Annotated in this window: 13 protein-coding genes; 10 read left to right on the top strand and 3 right to left on the bottom strand. The window is 64.4% G+C overall.

Annotated features, from left to right (window positions below):
• Nucleotides 1-272: 272 nt before the first annotated feature.
• The 8 genes from ACOIX3_RS29780 (at nucleotide 273) to ACOIX3_RS29745 (ending at nucleotide 10516) form a co-directional block, all read left to right on the top strand.
• A complete protein-coding gene (locus ACOIX3_RS29780) occupies nucleotides 273-1445 on the top strand; it encodes an efflux RND transporter periplasmic adaptor subunit (protein WP_420965527.1) in 1173 nt (390 codons plus the stop codon).
• Nucleotides 1442-4552, top strand: a complete 3111-nt coding sequence (locus ACOIX3_RS29775) for a multidrug efflux RND transporter permease subunit (protein ID WP_420965526.1) — start codon at nucleotides 1442-1444, stop codon at nucleotides 4550-4552. Before ACOIX3_RS29780 ends, ACOIX3_RS29775 begins: the two co-directional genes overlap by 4 nt.
• A 168-nt stretch (nucleotides 4553-4720) precedes the next feature.
• Nucleotides 4721-6031 (top strand): ABC transporter substrate-binding protein, encoded by a 1311-nt coding sequence (locus tag ACOIX3_RS29770; RefSeq protein ID WP_420965525.1) that lies wholly within the window; start codon nucleotides 4721-4723, stop codon nucleotides 6029-6031.
• Nucleotides 6032-6052: 21 nt separating this feature from the next.
• Entirely contained in the window at nucleotides 6053-6826 is a 774-nt protein-coding gene (locus ACOIX3_RS29765; RefSeq protein WP_420965524.1) for an ABC transporter ATP-binding protein, read from the top strand.
• Between the two features lie 5 nt (nucleotides 6827-6831).
• On the top strand, nucleotides 6832-7536 hold the full coding sequence (locus tag ACOIX3_RS29760; protein WP_420971825.1) for an ABC transporter ATP-binding protein: 705 nt from the start codon (nucleotides 6832-6834) through the stop codon (nucleotides 7534-7536).
• 184 nt (nucleotides 7537-7720) lie between these two features.
• On the top strand, nucleotides 7721-8602 hold the full coding sequence (locus tag ACOIX3_RS29755; protein WP_420965523.1) for a branched-chain amino acid ABC transporter permease: 882 nt from the start codon (nucleotides 7721-7723) through the stop codon (nucleotides 8600-8602).
• Complete coding sequence (locus tag ACOIX3_RS29750) at nucleotides 8599-9609, top strand: branched-chain amino acid ABC transporter permease (protein WP_420965522.1); 1011 nt, start codon at nucleotides 8599-8601, stop codon at nucleotides 9607-9609. The genes ACOIX3_RS29755 and ACOIX3_RS29750 overlap by 4 nt, the downstream gene beginning before the upstream one ends.
• Complete coding sequence (locus ACOIX3_RS29745) at nucleotides 9575-10516, top strand: polyphosphate kinase 2 family protein (RefSeq protein WP_420965521.1); 942 nt, start codon at nucleotides 9575-9577, stop codon at nucleotides 10514-10516. Before ACOIX3_RS29750 ends, ACOIX3_RS29745 begins: the two co-directional genes overlap by 35 nt.
• Nucleotides 10517-10768: 252 nt before the next feature.
• On the opposite strand, the gene ACOIX3_RS29740 is transcribed toward ACOIX3_RS29745, so the two are convergent.
• Together ACOIX3_RS29740 and ACOIX3_RS29735 are read right to left on the bottom strand one after the other, a co-directional pair.
• Nucleotides 10769-12976, bottom strand: coding sequence for a spermidine synthase (locus tag ACOIX3_RS29740; protein ID WP_420965520.1), 2208 nt, complete (start codon nucleotides 12974-12976; stop codon nucleotides 10769-10771).
• A 482-nt stretch (nucleotides 12977-13458) separates the two neighbouring features.
• Complete coding sequence (locus tag ACOIX3_RS29735; RefSeq protein ID WP_420965519.1) at nucleotides 13459-13884, bottom strand: nuclear transport factor 2 family protein; 426 nt, start codon at nucleotides 13882-13884, stop codon at nucleotides 13459-13461.
• 126 nt (nucleotides 13885-14010) lie between these two features.
• Between ACOIX3_RS29735 and ACOIX3_RS29730 the strand changes: the two genes are divergently transcribed.
• Both ACOIX3_RS29730 and ACOIX3_RS29725 read left to right on the top strand, forming a co-directional pair.
• The gene (locus tag ACOIX3_RS29730; protein WP_420965518.1) at nucleotides 14011-14580 is read left to right on the top strand and encodes a bifunctional transcriptional activator/DNA repair enzyme AdaA; all 570 of its coding nucleotides are present in this window, start codon (nucleotides 14011-14013) and stop codon (nucleotides 14578-14580) included.
• 421 nt (nucleotides 14581-15001) lie between these two features.
• Nucleotides 15002-16564 (top strand): 2-isopropylmalate synthase, encoded by a 1563-nt coding sequence (locus ACOIX3_RS29725; RefSeq protein WP_420965517.1) that lies wholly within the window; start codon nucleotides 15002-15004, stop codon nucleotides 16562-16564.
• A 105-nt stretch (nucleotides 16565-16669) separates the two neighbouring features.
• On the opposite strand, the gene ACOIX3_RS29720 is transcribed toward ACOIX3_RS29725, so the two are convergent.
• The gene (locus ACOIX3_RS29720; protein ID WP_420965516.1) at nucleotides 16670-18052 is read right to left on the bottom strand and encodes an FAD-binding oxidoreductase; all 1383 of its coding nucleotides are present in this window, start codon (nucleotides 18050-18052) and stop codon (nucleotides 16670-16672) included.
• Nucleotides 18053-18276 lie beyond the last annotated feature (224 nt).

The following is an 18276-nucleotide window of genomic DNA, read 5'->3' as shown; positions in this document are numbered from 1 at the left end:
CCCGAGCGGCCATGCTCGGTATTCGAGCTGGTGCACAGCGTGGTCGCGCTCCGCCTTCTCGCCGTCCGACTGCCACCGGGTGTCGGCGGCCTTCAAGATCCCGTGAGCCAAGCCTCCTGATCGGCGTTCTGCGGCATCAGCCCTTGCTTTTACATCGTATAAGTTATACGTCGTATAAATAATAACCGCGTTCCAAGGGACGCGCGGGCGGAAGGACGAGTGAGTTCCTTCCATGACAGGACAACACGATGAACGCTCCTAAGATATGGATTATGGGCCTGTCTGCGGCCGTACTTGCGGTATCAGGCATTTATCTTTGGCGCGAAGGCATTCCGTCCAGCGTCATGAAACCGGCCGCGAATGCCGCACCTGCGCGGCCTGTGCCCGTGACCGCCGGTGTGGTGAAGGATCAGGACTTCGCGATTTCGCGCGTAGGCCTAGGCACGGTCCAGGCCTACAACACCGTGACCGTGAAAGTGCGCGTCGATGGCGAGGTGCAAAAGATCGCCTTTCGCGAAGGCCAGGATGTACGGGTCGGCGACCTGATAGCGCAGATCGATCCGCGCCCCTATCAGGCGCAACTGCATCAGGCCGAGGCCGACAAGGCGCGCGACGAAGCGCTGCTCGCCAATGCCAGGCTGGACCTGGAGCGCTACAGCAAGCTCGTGGTCAAGGAGTTCGCCACCCGCCAGAGCGTCGATACCCAGGAAGCGCTGGTCGCGCAATATCAGGCTGCGATCGCGCATGATCAGGCGGTGATCGACAATGCGCGCGTGCAGCTGGGGTATACAACGATCGTCTCGCCACTCGCCGGCCGCACCGGCATTCGCCTGATCGATCAGGGCAACATTGTTCATGCCTCTGATCCGGGCGGACTTGTCGTCATCACGCAAGTGGCGCCGATCGGCGTGATCTTCACCTTGCCGCAGAAATATCTCCCGGAGATCGTCGATGCGATGCGGGGCGGGGCGCTTGTCGTATCGGCGTATGATCAGGACGACCGCATCAAGCTTGCCGAAGGCCGTCTCGAACTGATCGACAACCAGATCGATCAGGGCACCGGCTCGATCCGGCTCAAGGCGATCTTTCAAAATCTCGACGGGCGGCTTTGGCCCGGCCAATTCGTCAGTGTCCGCCTGCTGCTCGGCGTTCGCCGCGGACCGGTCGTGCCGGAATCCGCGCTGCAATCGGGACCTAACGGCAGTTACGCGTTCGTCGTCCGGCAGGATTCCACGGTCGAAACCCGTCCGGTACGCATCGCCGCCAGCCGCAATGGCGAGGCGCTGGTCGAGAGCGGCCTTGCTGCCGGTGAAACCATCGTCCTGGACGGTCACTACAAGCTCCGGCCCGGCACGCGCATCGCGCCCGTTCCCTCGCCGGCGGCTCCTGCGAAAGAACGCACCGCCTCCACCGCACAGGGCCGGGACGAAGGCGGCGCACGATGAATATTTCCGAACCCTTTATCCGACGTCCGATCGCAACTGCGCTGGCGATGTCGGGTCTCGCAATGGTCGGCCTCGTCGCCTATTTGCTGTTGCCGGTCGCGCCGCTGCCGCAGGTCGACTTTCCCACCATTCAGGTGACGGCCCAGTTGCCGGGCACGAGCCCGGAAACGATGGCTTCCTCGGTCGCAAGCCCGCTGGAACGGCAGCTTGCGCAGATGTCGGGCGTAGCCCAGCTCACCTCCGTGAGCGGCATCGGAATATCGGTGATCTCGATCCAGTTCAACCTTGACCGCAATATCGATGCCGCCGGGCAGGACGTGCAGGCCGCGATCAACGCCGCCGGCGGGCAATTGCCGAAGAACCTGCCGTCGCCGCCGACCTATCGGAAAACCAATCCGTCGGACCCGCCGGTGATGGTGCTGGCGATGACGTCGGATACCCTGCCGATGACGACGGTCAGCGACCTTGCCGACAATATTTTCGCGCAGCAACTTTCCCAGGTCGACGGAGTCGGCACCGTGCTGATCGCCGGCGCACAAAAGCCCGCCGTACGCGTCGAAGCCAATCCGCTCGAACTCGCGGGCCGCGGCCTGAGCCTTGAAGATCTGCGGTCGGCCATCGCGACCGCCACGCTCAACGCCCCCAAGGGCACGCTGAACGGCCAGCACCAGGGCTTCACGCTTGAGAACAACGATCAATTGTTCAATGCTGCGGGCTATCGGCCGGTCATCGTCGCCTGGCGCAACGGCTCGCCGGTCCGGCTCGGCGACGTCAGCACCGTGGTCGATGGCGCCGAAAACATTCGCGGGTCCGGCACCTTCAACGGACAACCGTCGGCTATCCTCATCATTCAGCGGCAACCCGGCGCCAACGTCATCGACACCGTCGAGCACATCAAGGCGGCGTTGCCGCGACTGAAGGCCTCGATCCCGTCGGCCGTCGATGTCCATGTCGTGACCGACCGCACCCAAACCATCCGCGCCTCGGTCGCGGAGGTTCAGTTCACGTTGATGCTCACCATCGCGCTGGTGGTGATGGTGATCTTCTTGTTCCTGCGCAACGCCTGGGCCACCTTGATCCCCGGCATCACTGTCCCGCTGTCGCTGGTGGGCACATTTGCGGTGATGTATGTCCTCGGCTACAGCCTCGACAACCTCTCACTGATGGCATTGACGATCGCGACGGGATTCGTCGTCGACGACGCCATCGTGATGGTTGAGAATGTGGCGCGGTACCTGGAGCAGGGCTACTCGCCGCTGGCGGCTGCGCTGAAGGGTTCGCGCGAAATCGGCTTCACCATCATCTCGATGAGCCTGTCGCTGATCGCGGTGTTCATTCCGGTATTGCTGATGGGCGGCATCATCGGGCGGCTGTTCCGCGAATTTGCCGTCACGGTAAGCGTGGCGATCCTGGTGTCGGCCGTCATCTCGCTGACGCTGACGCCGATGATGTGCGCGCAATTGCTGCAGGACGAAAAGGGCAAGCGGCACGGCCGGCTCTTTGCGCTGAGCGAGAGGTTCTTCGATGGCATGCTCGCGGGTTACGAATCCGGCCTGCGCTGGGTGCTGCGTCACCGGCGGCTCACGCTGACCGCGACCATCGCGACCATCGTCCTGACCGGCTATCTCTATGTCCTGATTCCGAAGGGTTTCTTCCCGCAGCAGGATACCGGATTCATCGTGGCCGTATCGGAATCCGCACAGGACGTTTCCTATCCGGCCATGATGGAGCGTCAGTCGCAACTGGTACGCGTTCTCATGGCTGATCCCGGCATCGACGGCGTGATGTCGGCGGTCGGTGCCGGCACCGTCAACCAGACCGTGAACAACGCCCGCATGTTCATCAATCTCAAGCCGCGCGACCAGCGCGATGCCAGCGCGAGCCAGATCATCGACCGGCTGCGGCCAAAACTTGCTGCCGTGCAGGGCATCGCCCTGTTCATGCAGGCGTCGCAGGACATTAATGTCGGAGGACGAGCAAGCCGCACACAGTATCAATTTACGCTGCAGGACAGCGATCTCGACGAGCTCGATCACTGGGCGCCGATCCTGCTTCGATCCTTGCAGGGAATTCCGTTGCTGCGCGACGTCGCGACCGACCAGCAGATCGCTGGTCCGACCCTGCGACTGGAGATCAATCGAGATACGGCATCTCGGCTCGGCGTCGCCACCCAGGCGATCGACGACACGCTCTACGATGCGTTCGGGCAGCGTAAGGTCGCGCAATACTTCACGCAGCAGAACAGTTACTGGGTGATCCTGGAAGTCGACCCGCAATTCCAGCTCGATCCCAACGCGCTCGATCTGATCTACGTGCCATCAAGCAGCGGGCGGCAGGTGCCGCTGAGCGCACTGGTCGAACAAAAGCGCACCGTGCGGTCGCTATCGGTCAGCCATCAGAGCCAGTTCCCGGCGATCACGCTGTCGTTCAACCTGGCCGCAGGTACCGCGCTCGGAGAGGCCGTCGAGGCGATCGAGAAGGCAAAGCGCGACCTCAACGTCCCGGCCACCCTGATCACCACCTTCCAGGGCAATGCCCAGGCGTTTCAGGATTCGCTCAAGACCCAGCCTCTCCTGATCCTCGCGGCGCTGATCGCGGTTTATATCATCCTCGGTGCGCTCTATGAGAGCCTGATCCATCCGATCACGATCCTTTCGACGATCCCTTCGGCTGGCGTCGGTGCGCTTCTCATCCTGATGGCGTTCAACCTCGAGCTCAGCGTCATCGCGCTGATCGGCATCATCCTGTTGATCGGCATCGTCAAGAAGAACGCGATTATGATGATCGATTTTGCAATCCATGCCGAGCTGACCGAGGCTATGGACCCGGAGGAGGCGATCTTCCAGGCAGCGCTCAAACGCTTCCGCCCGATCATGATGACGACGTTCGCAGCATTGCTCGGTGCCCTGCCGCTTGCGCTCGGCCACGGGACCGGCGCGGAGATCCGCCAGCCGCTCGGATACGCGATCGTCGGCGGCCTGCTGGTGTCGCAGTTCCTGACGCTCTACACGACGCCGGTGGTCTACCTCGCGCTGCACCGCTTCAGCCGCAGCCGGGCCCGTAAGGTCGCTCCCCACCCGGTCGAACCGGCGATCGCGGCGGAATGAAATGGTTGGCTATCGACCCGCCCGTGCGTCCGCGACCATTTGCTGAAGCTTTGATCACGCCTGCGCCGTGGCGACGCAGCCATCGCGCTTGACATCATCGGCCGCTCCCCATGTGATAGGGCCGAACGAAAACAAAAAATGCAGTGCACAATCTCTGGGGAGGGATGCATGCCGGTCAGGAAGGCCGCCCGCTGGCTCGCGGGTCTGTCTGTCGCGCTTGCGGCGCTGGGCGTGGCCGGTGCCGCGCATGCGCAGGACAAGAAGATCAAGATCGGCGTGATCTTCGATTTGACCGGCCCGCTGGCCGGCGGCGGCTCCGAGCTGCAATATACCGGCGTCAAGATAATGCTCGACCATTACGCCAAGACCGGCGTCGAGGGGTACAAGGTCGAGGCCGTCTATGCCGACGCGCAGAGCAAGCCCGATATCGCCATCAACGAGGCCGTCCGCCTGCTCGAGCAGGAGAAGGTCGACATGGTGATGGGCTTCTTCTCCTCGGCGCAATGCGTGCCGGTGGCGGCCCGGGTCGACCAGATGAAGAAATTCATGTGGATCACGACCTGCATTTCATCTGGCGTGTTCGACGGCAAGAACTACAAATACGTGTTCCGCCCGCAGGCCGCCGGCAACCAGTACGGCATGATGACGACCGACTTCATCGCGCAATACTCCATGTCCAAATTCGGCAAGGAGCCGAAGGACCTCCGCGTTGCCATCATCCATGAGGACGGCGCCTATGGCGTCGACGTCGCCAAGGGCAACGAGGCCGGCGCGAAGAAAGCCGGCTTCAACATCGTGCTCAAGGAAGGCTATTCGGCGACCGCGCCCGATCTGTCGGCGCTGGTGACCAAGCTGAAGCGTGCCAAGCCCGACGTGATCTTCCATACCGGCTACAATCCGGACATTACGCTCTTATTCCGCCAGGCGCGCGAGCAGGGGCTGAAGTTCGGCGCCATCGTCGGCCACGGCGCGGGCTATGGCGTCTACGAGAAGCTGAAGGAAGGCCTCGGCGCCGACGCCAATTATCTCTTCAACACCGATCCGATCTCGATCTGGCTCGCCAACCAGAACGGCATGGATGCCAAGCTGCCGCCGGTGATCAAGATGGTCGGCGAGGAGTTTGACCGGCTGAAGCCCGGCGTGCCGATCCGCTCCGCCCATGTCGGCATCGGCGCAGCCAACGCCTACGTGTTTCTGGATGACGTGCTGCCGCGCGCGATCAAGAAGTATGGCGGCATCGATCCGGATGCGCTGCGCAAGGCCGCGCTCGACACCGACATTCCCGAGGGCGGCACCATGCTCGGTTACGGCGTGAAGTTCTACGGCGAGGGCGAGCAGTACGCCGGGCAGAATGCGCGCTCGTTTCCGGTGGTGCTGCAATATATCGACGACAAATCCTATGTGGTGTGGCCGAAGAGCCAGATGCAGCGCGAGACCGTGCTGCCGCTGCCGGCCGGCACCACCTACAGCTACAAATAGCTCGCTCGCGAAAGGGACGCCGTGCTCGCCGTCGAAGGCCTGGTCAAGCGGTTTGGCGGTTTTTGTGCCGTCAACAACGTGTCGTTCCGCGTCGAGCAGGGCGAGATCCTCGGCCTGATCGGCCCGAACGGCTCGGGCAAGAGCACGATCTTCAACATGCTGTCGGGCACCTTGCCGCCGACCGAGGGCTCGATCCTGTTCGACGGCCGCGAGATCGCCGGCCTCGCCCCACACCGGATCATCGTCGGCGGCATCGGCCGCACCTTCCAGATCCCGCGGCCGTTCCATCGCCTGAGCATTTTCGAGAATGTCGTGCTCGCCGGCTTCTACGGCCAGGGCCGCCACAGCCGCAGCAAGGCCGAGGAGGCGGCCGAACGCGCGCTGGCGATGGTCGGTCTGCCGACCGATCGGCATAGTAGTGTCGAGGGGCTGGGCGCGGCCGGGTTGAAGAAGCTTGAACTCGCCAAGGCGCTCGCCACCGGCCCGAAACTCTTGCTAGCCGATGAAAGCCTCGGCGGTCTCGACGAGACCGAGATGGACCAGGCCGCCGACATGCTGCGCCGGATCCGCGACGATCTCGGCATCACCATCATCTGGGTCGAGCACATCATGGGTGTCTTGATGCGCGTGGTCGATCGCGTGATGGTGCTCGATCACGGCGAGAAGATCGCCGAAGGCCTGCCGGCCGATGTCGCCGGCGATGCCAGGGTGATCGAGGTCTATCTCGGCACCGATGCGGATGCGAGCCTGGCTGCCGCCGTCGCCGAGCAGGCGCGCCGCCGGATCGGGGCGTGACCGGCATGCTGGAGCTCCGATCGATCGACGCGGGCTATGGCAGCTTCCAGGCGCTGTTCGACGTCAGCCTCGACGTCAAGGCGGGCGAGGCGGTCGGCGTGATCGGCCCGAACGGCGCCGGCAAGACCACCTTGATGCGCGTGATCTCCGGCCTGATCCGGCCGAGCAGCGGCAAGATATCGATGGAGGGGGCCGACGTCGTCAGGACGCCGGCGCATCGCATCGTCAGCCTTGGGATTGCGCATGTGCCGGAGAACCGCCGGCTGTTTCCGCGGCTCACCGTGGCCGACAATCTGAAGATGGGCGCCTACATGCCGGGCGCCCGCGCGCATTACGCCGAGCGGCTCGATTTCGTGTTCGAGCTGTTTCCGCGCATGAAGGAGCGTCGCCACCAGATGGCCGGCACCATGTCGGGCGGCGAGCAGCAGATGTGCGCGATCGGCCGGGCGCTGATGTCGAACCCGAAACTGCTGCTGCTCGACGAGCCCTCGGCCGGGCTCGCGCCGGTCGTGGTGCAGCAGGTGTTCGAGCTCGTCAAGCGCATCCGCGCCAGTGGGCTGACGGTGCTGATCGTCGAGCAGAATGTGCAGCAGGTGCTGCGCGTGGTCGACCGCGCCTATCTCCTGGAAGCCGGCAGCATCCGCGCCGCCGGCACGGCGGCGGAGCTTGCGGCGAGCGACACCATCAAGCAGGCGTATCTCGGGGTGTAGGGGATGATGACATCACATCTGGCAGGCGCGTTCACCCCGTTTCCCGTCATCCTGAGGAGCGGCGTTCGCCGCGTCTCGAAGGATCGACGGCCACCAGCCGGGCCGTACATCCTTCGAGACGCCGCTTCGCGGCTCCTCAGGATGACGGGAACGAGTGACGTCACGGTCTAGGGGCAGAGTGACCATGCAATCCTTCCTCGACATCTTCGACATCTACCTGCTGGAGGCCGTCATCAACGGCATCCTGCTCGGGGGTGTGCTGGCGCTGCTGGCGCTCGGGCTCAACCTGATCTTCGGCGTCATCGACGTCACCTGGATCTGCTACGCCGAGCTCGTGATGATCGGGATGTACGGCATGTACTACCTTGTGCAAGTGTTTCATTTGCCGTACTGGGCCGCCGCGCCGCTCGTCATCCTGCTGGTGGCGCTGCTCGGCGCCGCGCTGCATTTCCTGGTCATCGCGCCGCTCTTGACCGCGCCGCCGATCAACCAGCTGCTTGCCACCGGCGGCGTGCTGTTCATCCTGCAGAGTTTTGCCACCGTCGCCTTCGGCATCGACTTCCGCAATCTCGGCATCCGCCTGCCGGTGCTGGCGCTCGGCGAGATGAATTTCAGTTACGCGCGACTGTTGTCGTTCGGCGCGGCGCTGGCCGGCATGATCGGCGTCTATCTGTTCCTGACCCGCACCTTCACCGGCACCGCGATCCGCGCCATCGCGCAGGACCGCCAGATCATGCCGCTGATGGGCGTCGACCCCAAGCGCATCTATCTCGTCACCTCGGCGATCGGCGGCGGGCTGGCCGGGCTCGCCGCCTGCCTCTTGGTGCTGCAATATGACGTGCATCCGTTCGTCGGGCTGTCGTTCGGGCCGATCACCTTCCTGATCTGCGTGCTCGGCGGTCTCGGCAATTTCATCGGCGGCTTCATCGCGGCCTTCGTGTTCGCCGAGATCATCTCGCTCGGCGGCCTGTTCTCCGATCTCGAATGGGGCTACGTGCTGGCGTTCGCCTTCTTCATCGTCATGATGTTCATCCGGCCCGCGGGCCTGCTGGCGAGGCGCTCGTGAACAGCAAGTTCGCCGGCTGGATCATCGCGCTGCTCGCGCTCGTCGCGCTGCCCTTTGTGCACCGCGACCCCTATCACCTGCACGTGCTGGTGCTGATCCTGATCTGGTCGTTCGCCTACACCTCGTGGTCGATCATGGGCCGCTTCGGCCTGGTCTCGCTCGGCCATGGCGGCTTCATGGGCATCGGCGCCTATGTCACCGCGCTGCTTTGGAACCACCTCGGCGTCTCGCCCTGGATCGGCATCCCCCTGAGCATGGCGACCGCGGGCGTGCTGGCGCTGATCGTCGCCTATCCCTGCTTCCGCTTCCGCATCACCGGGCACTATTTCGTGCTGGTGACCCTGGCGCTGTCGGGCATCGTGCTCCAGGTCATCACCGCGACCCGCGACTATACCGGCGGCTCGCTCGGCTACACGCCGCAGCGCGCGCCGAGCGGCAAGGGGCTGTTCGCGCTGCAATTCGACGACAAGATCACCTGGTATCTGATCGCGCTCGCGGTCTGGGTCGCAGGCCTCGTGATCTGGCGCGCGATCGACCGCAGCATGATCCGCCATGCCATGGAGGCGATCTCGGAGGATGAGGATGCCGCGGCAGCGGCCGGCGTCAACGTCACCGCCGAGAAGCTCAAGATCACGCTGATCAGCGCGCTGATGACCGCGCTCGCCGGTGCGCTCTACTGCCAGTACCAGATGTTCATCTCGCCGGACACCGTGAGCGGCATCGCGGTCTCCCTGCAGATGGTGTTCGCCGCGATCGTCGGCGGCGTCTATGTCGCGCTGGGGCCGACGGTCGGCGCCATCATCACCATCGTGCTGGCCGAGGTGCTGCGCATCTCGTTCGGCACCAAGGCGGTCGGTTGGGACAATCTGGTCTATGGCGTGCTGCTGGTGCTTTTCATCATCTTCCTGCCCAAGGGCATTCTTGGTAGCGTGATCGACCGGATCAAATCGCCACGCAAGCCGTCGAGAGGCCATGAGCAGCAAACCGTCCCCATCGCTCGCCGATGAACTGAAGCCCTACGTCGCGCCGTTCCGCTTCGACGGCGCAGGCGAATTTCACCTGAAGTCGTATCCGACCGCCGAGAAGGGCGGCATCGACAAGGACGCCGGCGGCAAGATCATCGAGGCCAACCGCAAGCGGCTCAACGATTTCCAGGAGAAGCTCTACGCCCAGGACCGCTGGTCGCTGCTGCTGATCTTCCAGGGCATGGATGCCGCCGGCAAGGACAGTGCGATCAAGAGCGTGTTCGAGGGGGTCAACCCGCAGGGCTGCGAGGTCTCCTCGTTCAAGCAGCCCTCGACCAAGGAACTCGACCACGATTTCATGTGGCGCGCCATGATCGCGCTGCCGGAGCGCGGCCACATCGGCATCTTCAACCGCTCCTATTACGAGGAGTGCCTGGTGGTGCGCGTGCATCCCGAGGTGCTCGGCAAGCAGAAGCTCCCGAAGAAGCTGGTGACCAAGGACATCTGGCGCGAGCGCTTCGAGGACATCTCGGCGATCGAGCGCTATCTGTCGCGCAACGGCACCATGATCCTGAAATTCTTCCTGCATGTCTCCAAGGAGGAGCAGCGCCGGCGCTTCCTCGACCGGCTCGAGGAGCCGGCCAAGAACTGGAAGTTCTCGATGGCCGACGTCACCGAGCGCGCGCTGTGGGCCAAGTACCAGGCCGCCTATCAAGACATGATCCACCGCACTGCGACCGGAGACGCGCCCTGGCACATCGTGCCCGCCGACCACAAATGGTTCGCCCGCGTCGTGATCGGCTCGACCATCGTCAATGCGCTCAACCGGCTCGAACTGAAATTCCCCGAGGTCGACAAGGCCGACCTGAGCGAATTCAAGCGCGTCCGCGCCGCGCTGGAGGCAGAGGGCAGGGACGCGGCGGAGAAGAAGGCGCCGGCGAAGAAGTAGCGCCCATCGTCTGCCGTTCGCGCCGCCGTCACGTGAGGTGAGCACGTTGGTCTGGCTCCCTCCCCCCTTGCGGGGGAGGGTGGGGAGAGGGGTGGCCCCGGGCGAGATGATCGACGTGAGCGCTGCCCTTCGCAATTTCGATCACGCGTCGCCGACAGACCGATCGGAGAGAGTGCGACGTGTGGTACCCCCTCTCCCTAACCCTCCCCCGCAAGGGGGAGGGAACCGTTCTGCCCGTGCGTCCCTTACTCGCTATCCCTTCCGCGACGGCATCCAGGCGGACAGCAGATAGAAGCCGATCGCGACGATCAGGAGATAGCGGAAGCCGAGCAGGGTCGAGCATGACTCGGCGAGGCCGCCGATGACGGATCCCGCGATGTTGGATCCGAATGCCTGATCGGGATTGGCTTCGTCGCGGAACGAGCGGGCGAAGATCACGCCGGCGAAGAACATCGGGCCGAGCGCCAGCACGCACGGGATCACGTAGCGCCAGACGATGCCGCCGCTGAGGAACGTGTCGAGCGGCACCAGCACCGAGACCGCCAGCAGCGCGAGCAGCCCGGCATAGTGCCGCGCCAGCCGGGTCGACGGCACCTTGATCACATACAGATTGGCGGCAAGGATCAGCAGCAGCGCGGTGAAGAACACCGCCGAGTTGACCAGCCAGGTGCTGCCGAACAACAGCGCCATCTGCACGACCGCCTTGGTCTCGAGCAGCATGAAGGCCGCGCCGAGGAAGAACATCCGGTTATTGGGCCGCCAGGCGCCCTTCGGCTTGAACAGATAGACGAGGCCAAGCCCGAGCACGCCGAGCAGGATCATCGAGCGAACGGTCAGATCGGGGATTAGCCTGCCGCTGACATAGAGGAACGGCCAGTCGTCGCTGGTCGATTGCTTGGCGCCTTCATTGTCGACCACCAGCTTCGCCGGCGCCAGCGGCACCCAGTCGCCGTGCTGGGCCGCAGCCTTGTCCTGTCCCTTTTCTTGCGGCTTGTCGAAGCCGTTGACCGCCAGGTTCTTCGGCGGAATGCTGTTCAGCCAGAACTGGCCGCGGTCGCGGAATGCGGTCGAGATGCGCGGATTGCAGCCCGCGATGATGGTGGTGAAGCCGACCGCTTCGGACGAGGTCAGCGTTTCCTTGTAGGGCAGCGGCAGCACCAGCGGATCGCAGCCGAACACCTGCTTGGCCATCTCGGCGACGCGCTGCACGATCCAGCCCTGGCGATAGTAGTTGTACATCACGAAGACGCCGTCCTGCTTCAGCACGCGGCGGACGTCCTGGAACGCCTGTTCGGTGAACAAATAGCTTTCGAGGCGGATGTTGGCGTAGCCGCTGTGCAGGATCAGCGAGTCGACGAGGGCATATACGACCAGATCGTATTTGCGTTCGGTGGTGCGCAGGAAATGCCGGCCGTCGTCGAGATGCGGCACCACCCTCGGGTCCTGATAGGGCTTGTCGGGATGATTGTGGATGCCGATGTTCTGGATCACGGGATCGATCTCGACCGCATCGATGCGCTCGACGCCGAAGCGCAAGGCGTGCGCCAGGTCGTTGCCGGAGCCGGCGCCGATGATCATGACGTCCTTGAACGGCGCGCCGCCGCTGTGCTTCTGCAAGAGATGGATCAGCGAATAGGACGAGCCGCGTTCGCTGAACGGCATCATTTCCTGATGGCCGATGCTGTTGACGGTGATCACGCCGTTCGATTTGTTGAGGTCGACGGCGTAGTAGGGCGACCAGCGGATGTCGTGGCTGTCGGAACGATCGGTGTAGTAGGCGGTAAATCCCACCACGACGATGATCGTCGCGAGGCGCAGCAGCGACAGCGCCTTGTCCTGGTAGAGCAGGTAGACGATGCCGGCGCAGCTGATGCCGAACCAGACCACCGGCGGCGCCTGCGCGAACGACAGCAGCGAGAACCCGACGATGCCCGCGAGGCTGCCGCCGATATTCAGCGAATAGCCGGCGACGCGGTTGGGGTAGGCGTCGAAGGCGCGGCCGAGCGTCTGGCCGAGGCCGACGAACATCAGCGCGATCAGCACGAAGAACAGCCCGGCGATCGCCTCGATCGGCACGACGAACTTGGCGAGATCCGGGTTGCGATACTCGGTACCGAAGAACACTTCCTGCGGCGAGGCCTGGTGGCCGACATCGACCGCGAACTGGCCCCAGTTGGAATACAGCATCATGATCGTGGCCACGGCGGCGAAGGTCACGAGGGCGAGCCCTGGAAACAGCGCAAGCCAGTTGGTGCTCCGCCGCGCGGCAAGGCAGCCGCAGGACATGCCGAGGAAGGCCGCGAGCAGCACGATATTGGTGAAGAATTGCAGGAACACGACCTTGGCCGAGAACCAGCGGATGCAGGCCAGTTCGAGGAACAGGATCAGGAATCCGACCAGGAAGAGATTGAAGCCCGCTTGGCGCTGATTGGGCCCATCGGCCAGGTTCGTCGTGGGCATGATCCTGATATCTCCTTAACCAACCAAAGCACGCGCCCTAACACCCGGTCGCCGCCGGCACACTAGATGCAACCAGTTGAGCAAAGATTGATTTGCCCGGCCGCGTACGCGCCGCGGCCGTCGCCGGTCGACGTCGCGCATGCTGTCATGGTGTAGGAAAGGTTTCGCTGCGCTCGTGTTTTGTGCCGGCCTTGTCCCGGCATCGACTATCCATGTGAGGAGTGACAGGGGGCACGTGAGGTGAGCACTCTCTTCGGCTCCCTCCCCCCTTGCGGGGGAGGGTGGGGAGCGGGGTAAGCCCCAGGCGAGATCATCGTGGGAGTGTCGCCTTCGCAATCTCGATCGTGCGTCGCAGAGATACACATCGAAAGACCACCCGTGCGGCCACCCCTCTCCCTAACCCTCCCCCGCAAGGGGGGAGGGAACCCACTCGCCTGTGCGTCCCTCACAAGAGCACGAGAGTGTCGGCGCAGGCGCGCCACTCACACCGCAGCCTCTCCGAACACCATCTGCCAGCCCTTGCGCGTATCCATGTATTCCCGAACCTGCTTGATGCGGCCAGCCTCGACCACGAAGACAAAGCAATAGTCGTTGTCGTAGGGCCGGCCGCCCGGCAGCGTCGCGCGCATGCGCTCCTCGACGATCACGCAGTCGCCGTCGGCATGAACGGCGCGGAACGCGATGTCGACCTCGGAGAACAGGCGGTGCATCTCGGTTGCGATGAAGCGCGCGATCGCATCCGCGCCGATCATGTGATCGGTGTGATCGAGCGCGACCGCGGTGGCGTTGCGGGCCGGCGCGATCCATTCGGCATCCGGTGCGAACAGTGCAGCAATCAGGTTGGCGTCGCGGGTTCTGAACGTCTGCCAAGCGTTGAGGACGATTTCCTTGGTGGTCGGGGTGGTCATGGCGATGTCTCCAGGGGGTGATCGATCGGCTCGATCTAGGTCAGTGCTGCGGTTCGCGCTGGCCGGAATCGGACCTCATCACCGCAGGCCACTTTCCCCGATCACGTAATGCGCTAGTGTCCGATCATGCTCAGCTTCAAGGTCTGCAACGCTGCGCGGCTGCGGCGCGACGCGCGCTATGACGGCCGCTTCTTCACCGCGGTGAAGACCACGCGGATCTATTGCCGGCCGGTCTGTCCGGTGAAGCATCCGCTGCCGCGCAACGTCAGCTACTATCCGACGGCCGCCGCGGCCGAGGCGGCGGGCTATCGGCCGTGCCTGCGCTGCCGCCCCGAAACCGCGCCGTTCTGTCCGGCGTGGAACGGCACGCGCTCCACGGTTGCGCGCGCGCTGAAGCTGATCGACGGCGGCGCGCTCGAGCGCGGCTCGGTTGCTGCCCTGGCCGACCGGCTCGGCATCACCTCGCGCCATCTCGGGCGGCTGTTCGAGCGCCATGTCGGCGCCAGCCCGCAGCAGGTCGCGACCACCCGCCGCGTGCAGCGCGCCAAGCGGCTGATCGACACCACCGATGAGGCGATGACCGAAATCGCCTTCCGCGCCGGCTTCGGCAGCGTCCGCCGTTTCAACGCCGCCTTCGCCGGTCTCTACGGCCGCTCGCCGTCGAGCCTGCGCGCGTCGTCGCGCGGGCGGAGGTGAGGGGACAGGAACGGGCTCGGGCGCGCCGAGCCATGCGGCACGATAGGTCAACCCCGCTGACCATCTTTACCCATTGCGGCGGCTTGCCATAATCGTCTAGAACGACGGCGTCCAAGCGCTCCCGGCAACCAACCGTCAACGGTTTTGCCCGAGGATTCCGCGCTCAACAGGGTCTGGCAATGCTGATTCGCGGCCAAATCGATGGGATTTCAGGGGAGGTGGCCGAGGCTACCGCCACGATCCCGGCCGCACGGCCCACCCTGCTTATTGGCGGCCTTCTTCTTACCTGCCCCTGAGGGCCGGCTGGGCATTTGCGCCTGGGCACTCAGGGGTTTGTACGAGATCACCGGACCCTGATAATCGCCCAGTAATTGCTCAAGGAGCAACATGACGGGCGCAGAAGCTTAAAGGAATTTCTGACATGGCCACCGTGAACAAGTCCGAGAAGGACCGCGTCATCATTTTCGACACCACCTTGCGCGACGGCGAGCAGTGCCCCGGCGCCACCATGACCTTCGAGGAGAAGCTCGAGGTCGCCGAGCTGCTGGACGATATGGGCGTCGACGTCATCGAGGCTGGCTTCCCCATCACCTCTGAAGGCGACTTCCAGGCGGTCAGCGAGATCGCCCGCCGCTCCAAGAACTCGGTCATCGCGGGGCTGTCCCGCGCCCATCCGGCCGACATCGACCGCTGCGCCGAAGCCGTCAAGTTCGCCCGCCGCGGCCGCGTCCACACCGTGATCGCGACCTCGCCGCTGCACATGCGGGTGAAGTTGAACAAGACGCCTGAGGAGGTGCTGGAGACCTCGGTCGCAATGGTCGCCCGCGCCCGCAACCAGATCGACGACGTCGAATGGTCGGCCGAGGACGGCACCCGCAGCGAGATGGACTATCTGTGCCGGATCGTCGAGGCCGTGATCAAGGCCGGCGCCACCACGGTGAACATCCCGGACACCGTCGGTTACACCGTGCCGGAGGAATACACCCACTTCATGCGGACGCTGATCGAGCGGGTGCCGAACTCCGACAAGGCGATCTTCTCGGTGCACTGCCACAACGACCTCGGCATGGCGGTGGCGAACTCGCTGGCCGGCATCGTCGGCGGCGCGCGGCAGGTCGAGTGCACCGTCAACGGCATCGGCGAGCGCGCCGGCAATGCGGCGCTGGAAGAGATCGTGATGGCGATCAATGTACGGAACGACAAGTTTCCGTACTGGAACAAGATCGACACCACCCAGCTGACCCGCGCCTCGAAGGTGGTGTCGGCCGCCACCTCGTTCCCGGTGCAGTACAACAAGGCGATCGTCGGCCGTAACGCGTTCGCGCATGAGAGCGGCATCCATCAGGACGGCGTGCTGAAGGACGCCTCGACCTACGAGATCATGCGGCCCGAGATGGTCGGCCTGAAGCAGTCCTCGCTGGTGCTGGGCAAGCATTCCGGCCGCCACGCCTTCATCCACAAGCTGGAGGAGATGGGCTACAAGCTCGGCGCCAACCAGCTGGAGGATGCCTTTACGCGGATGAAGGCGCTGGCCGACCGCAAGAAGGACATCTACGACGAGGACATCGAGGCGCTGGTCGACCAGGAGATGGCGGCCGCGCACGACCGCATCAAGCTGGCCTCGCTGACCGTGATCGCCGGCACCCATGGCCCGCAGCGCGCGACCATGAAGCTCGACGTCGACGGCCAGATCAAGATCGAGGAAGCCGAGGGCAACGGCCCGGTCGATGCCGTCTTCAACTGCATCAAGCGTCTGGTGCCGCACGAGGCCAAGCTCGAGTTGTACCAGGTCCACGCCGTGACCGAAGGCACCGACGCACAGGCCGAAGTCTCGGTGCGTCTCGCCCACGAAGGCCGCTCGATGACCGCGCGCGCCGCCGATCCGGACACGCTGGTCGCGTCCGCAAAAGCCTATCTCGGCGCGCTGAACAAGATCGTGATGAAGCGCCAGCGCGACGTCCCGGCGTCCAAGGTCGCGGGCTGACGGTTCGCTCGATCAAAGCATTCGGAAACGCGGCGCCTCGGCGCCGCGTTTTTGTTGGATCACCTTCGCGAAGCCATCACCTTCGCGATATCGCGGGCCGCGGCATCAGGCGGCCGGCCTGATGTTCTGGTTGACCCGGAACAGATTGGCGGAGTCATATTTGCGCTTCACCGCCGCCAGTCGCGCATAGTTGGACCCGTAGGTTGCCTTGAGGCGGGCGTCGCCCTCATCATCCATCATGAAATTCGGGTAGGCGCCGCCGAGATCGAACGGGTGAACCGCTTCCCAATAGGCCTTGGTCCATCGGGTGAGCGGCCCCGCCTTTTGCGGATTCGGATCGATGCCGGCGATGACCATCGACCAGGTCGCATCGCGGCAATTCCATGCGGTCTCGCCGTTGCCGACGCGGTGCACCGCGCCGTCGATCGGGTAGAGATGCATGAGCGACAATTCGCTTGGCGCTTGCGCGGCCTGCTCGAGATGGGTGTCGATCGCGGCGTCCGGCAGCGTCTTGACGAAATCGCCACGCCAATACCACTGCATGCCCTTGGGGTAGAGCCCGTCGAACATGGTCTGCACCGCCGGATACGGCATCGTCCCCATCCAGTTGAGCCACGGTGCCGGCAATGCGTCGAGCAACGGCGCCAGAGCCTTCCTGGCCACATCCTCCGGGCCGTCGTAGCAGCACATCAGGAGGCAGATGGGCTTTCCCCAAAGCTCTTCCGGAAACGGCGGACTGGACAGAACCGTCTTGAGCCCGAGGAAAATGCCAAGTTCCTCCGGTGCTGCCGGCAGGAAGTCGCGATAGCGCTGCATGATGGTGCGCGCCTGCTTCTGGTCCCAGGCGATCGGCCCGGCAAACACCATGTTGACGGGGTGGAGCTGGAACACAAAGGAGGTGACGACGCCGAAATTGCCGCCGCCGCCGCGCAGCGCCCAGAACAGATCAGGGTTGTTGTCCTTGCTGGCGACGACGAAGCTGCCATCGGCGAGCACGACGTCGGCCTCGACCAGATTGTCGATGGTGAGGCCGTATTTGCGGGTGAGATAGCCGTGGCCACCGCTCAGGGTCAGGCCGGCGATCCCGGTCGTCGAGATGATGCCGGCCGGCACCGCAAGGCCGAACGCGTGCGTGGCATGGTCGACGTCGCCCTGGGTGCATCCGGCACCGACCCGCGCTTGGCGAGTAACCGGGTCGACGCGGACGCCCTTCATGGCGGAGAGGTCGATGACCAGCCCGTCATCGACGCTGGCGAGGCCGGGCCCATTATGGCCACCGCCGCGGATCGCGATTGGCAGGTCATTGTCGCGGCCGAACGTCACCGCAGCGATCACGTCGGCGACATCGGCGCAGCGGGCGATCAGCAATGGCCGCTTGTCGATCATGCCATTATAGAGCGCACGGGCTTCGTCGTAGTCGGCCTCGCCACGCTCGATGACTGTACCGCGCAGGCTCTCACGCAACTTGATCTTGGCTTCGTCACGCATGATCCTCTCCTGATCTCACGGGTCAGTTGGGTTGCCCCACAGGGCCCTGTGCTCCCGTCCGTGTCGGAACGCGGCCCTGCCGGTCGCTGGCGTTATGCGGGTCACCCGACGGTCGTAACTTGCCGGATCGGTGCGGCCGCCGCGTCACCCGATCGATTGAGGCGCTGGCTGCCGGCTCCCCGGACGTGCTACGATGCTGGGGTCGGTTCAGCAGGCTGGAGCCA

It is taken from the genome of Bradyrhizobium sp. B120 (genome assembly GCF_049075665.1).
Classification (GTDB): Bacteria; Pseudomonadota; Alphaproteobacteria; order Rhizobiales; family Xanthobacteraceae; genus Bradyrhizobium.
Note: the sequence above shows the minus strand (reverse complement) of the source record. Positions and strands in the feature narration are given on the sequence as shown.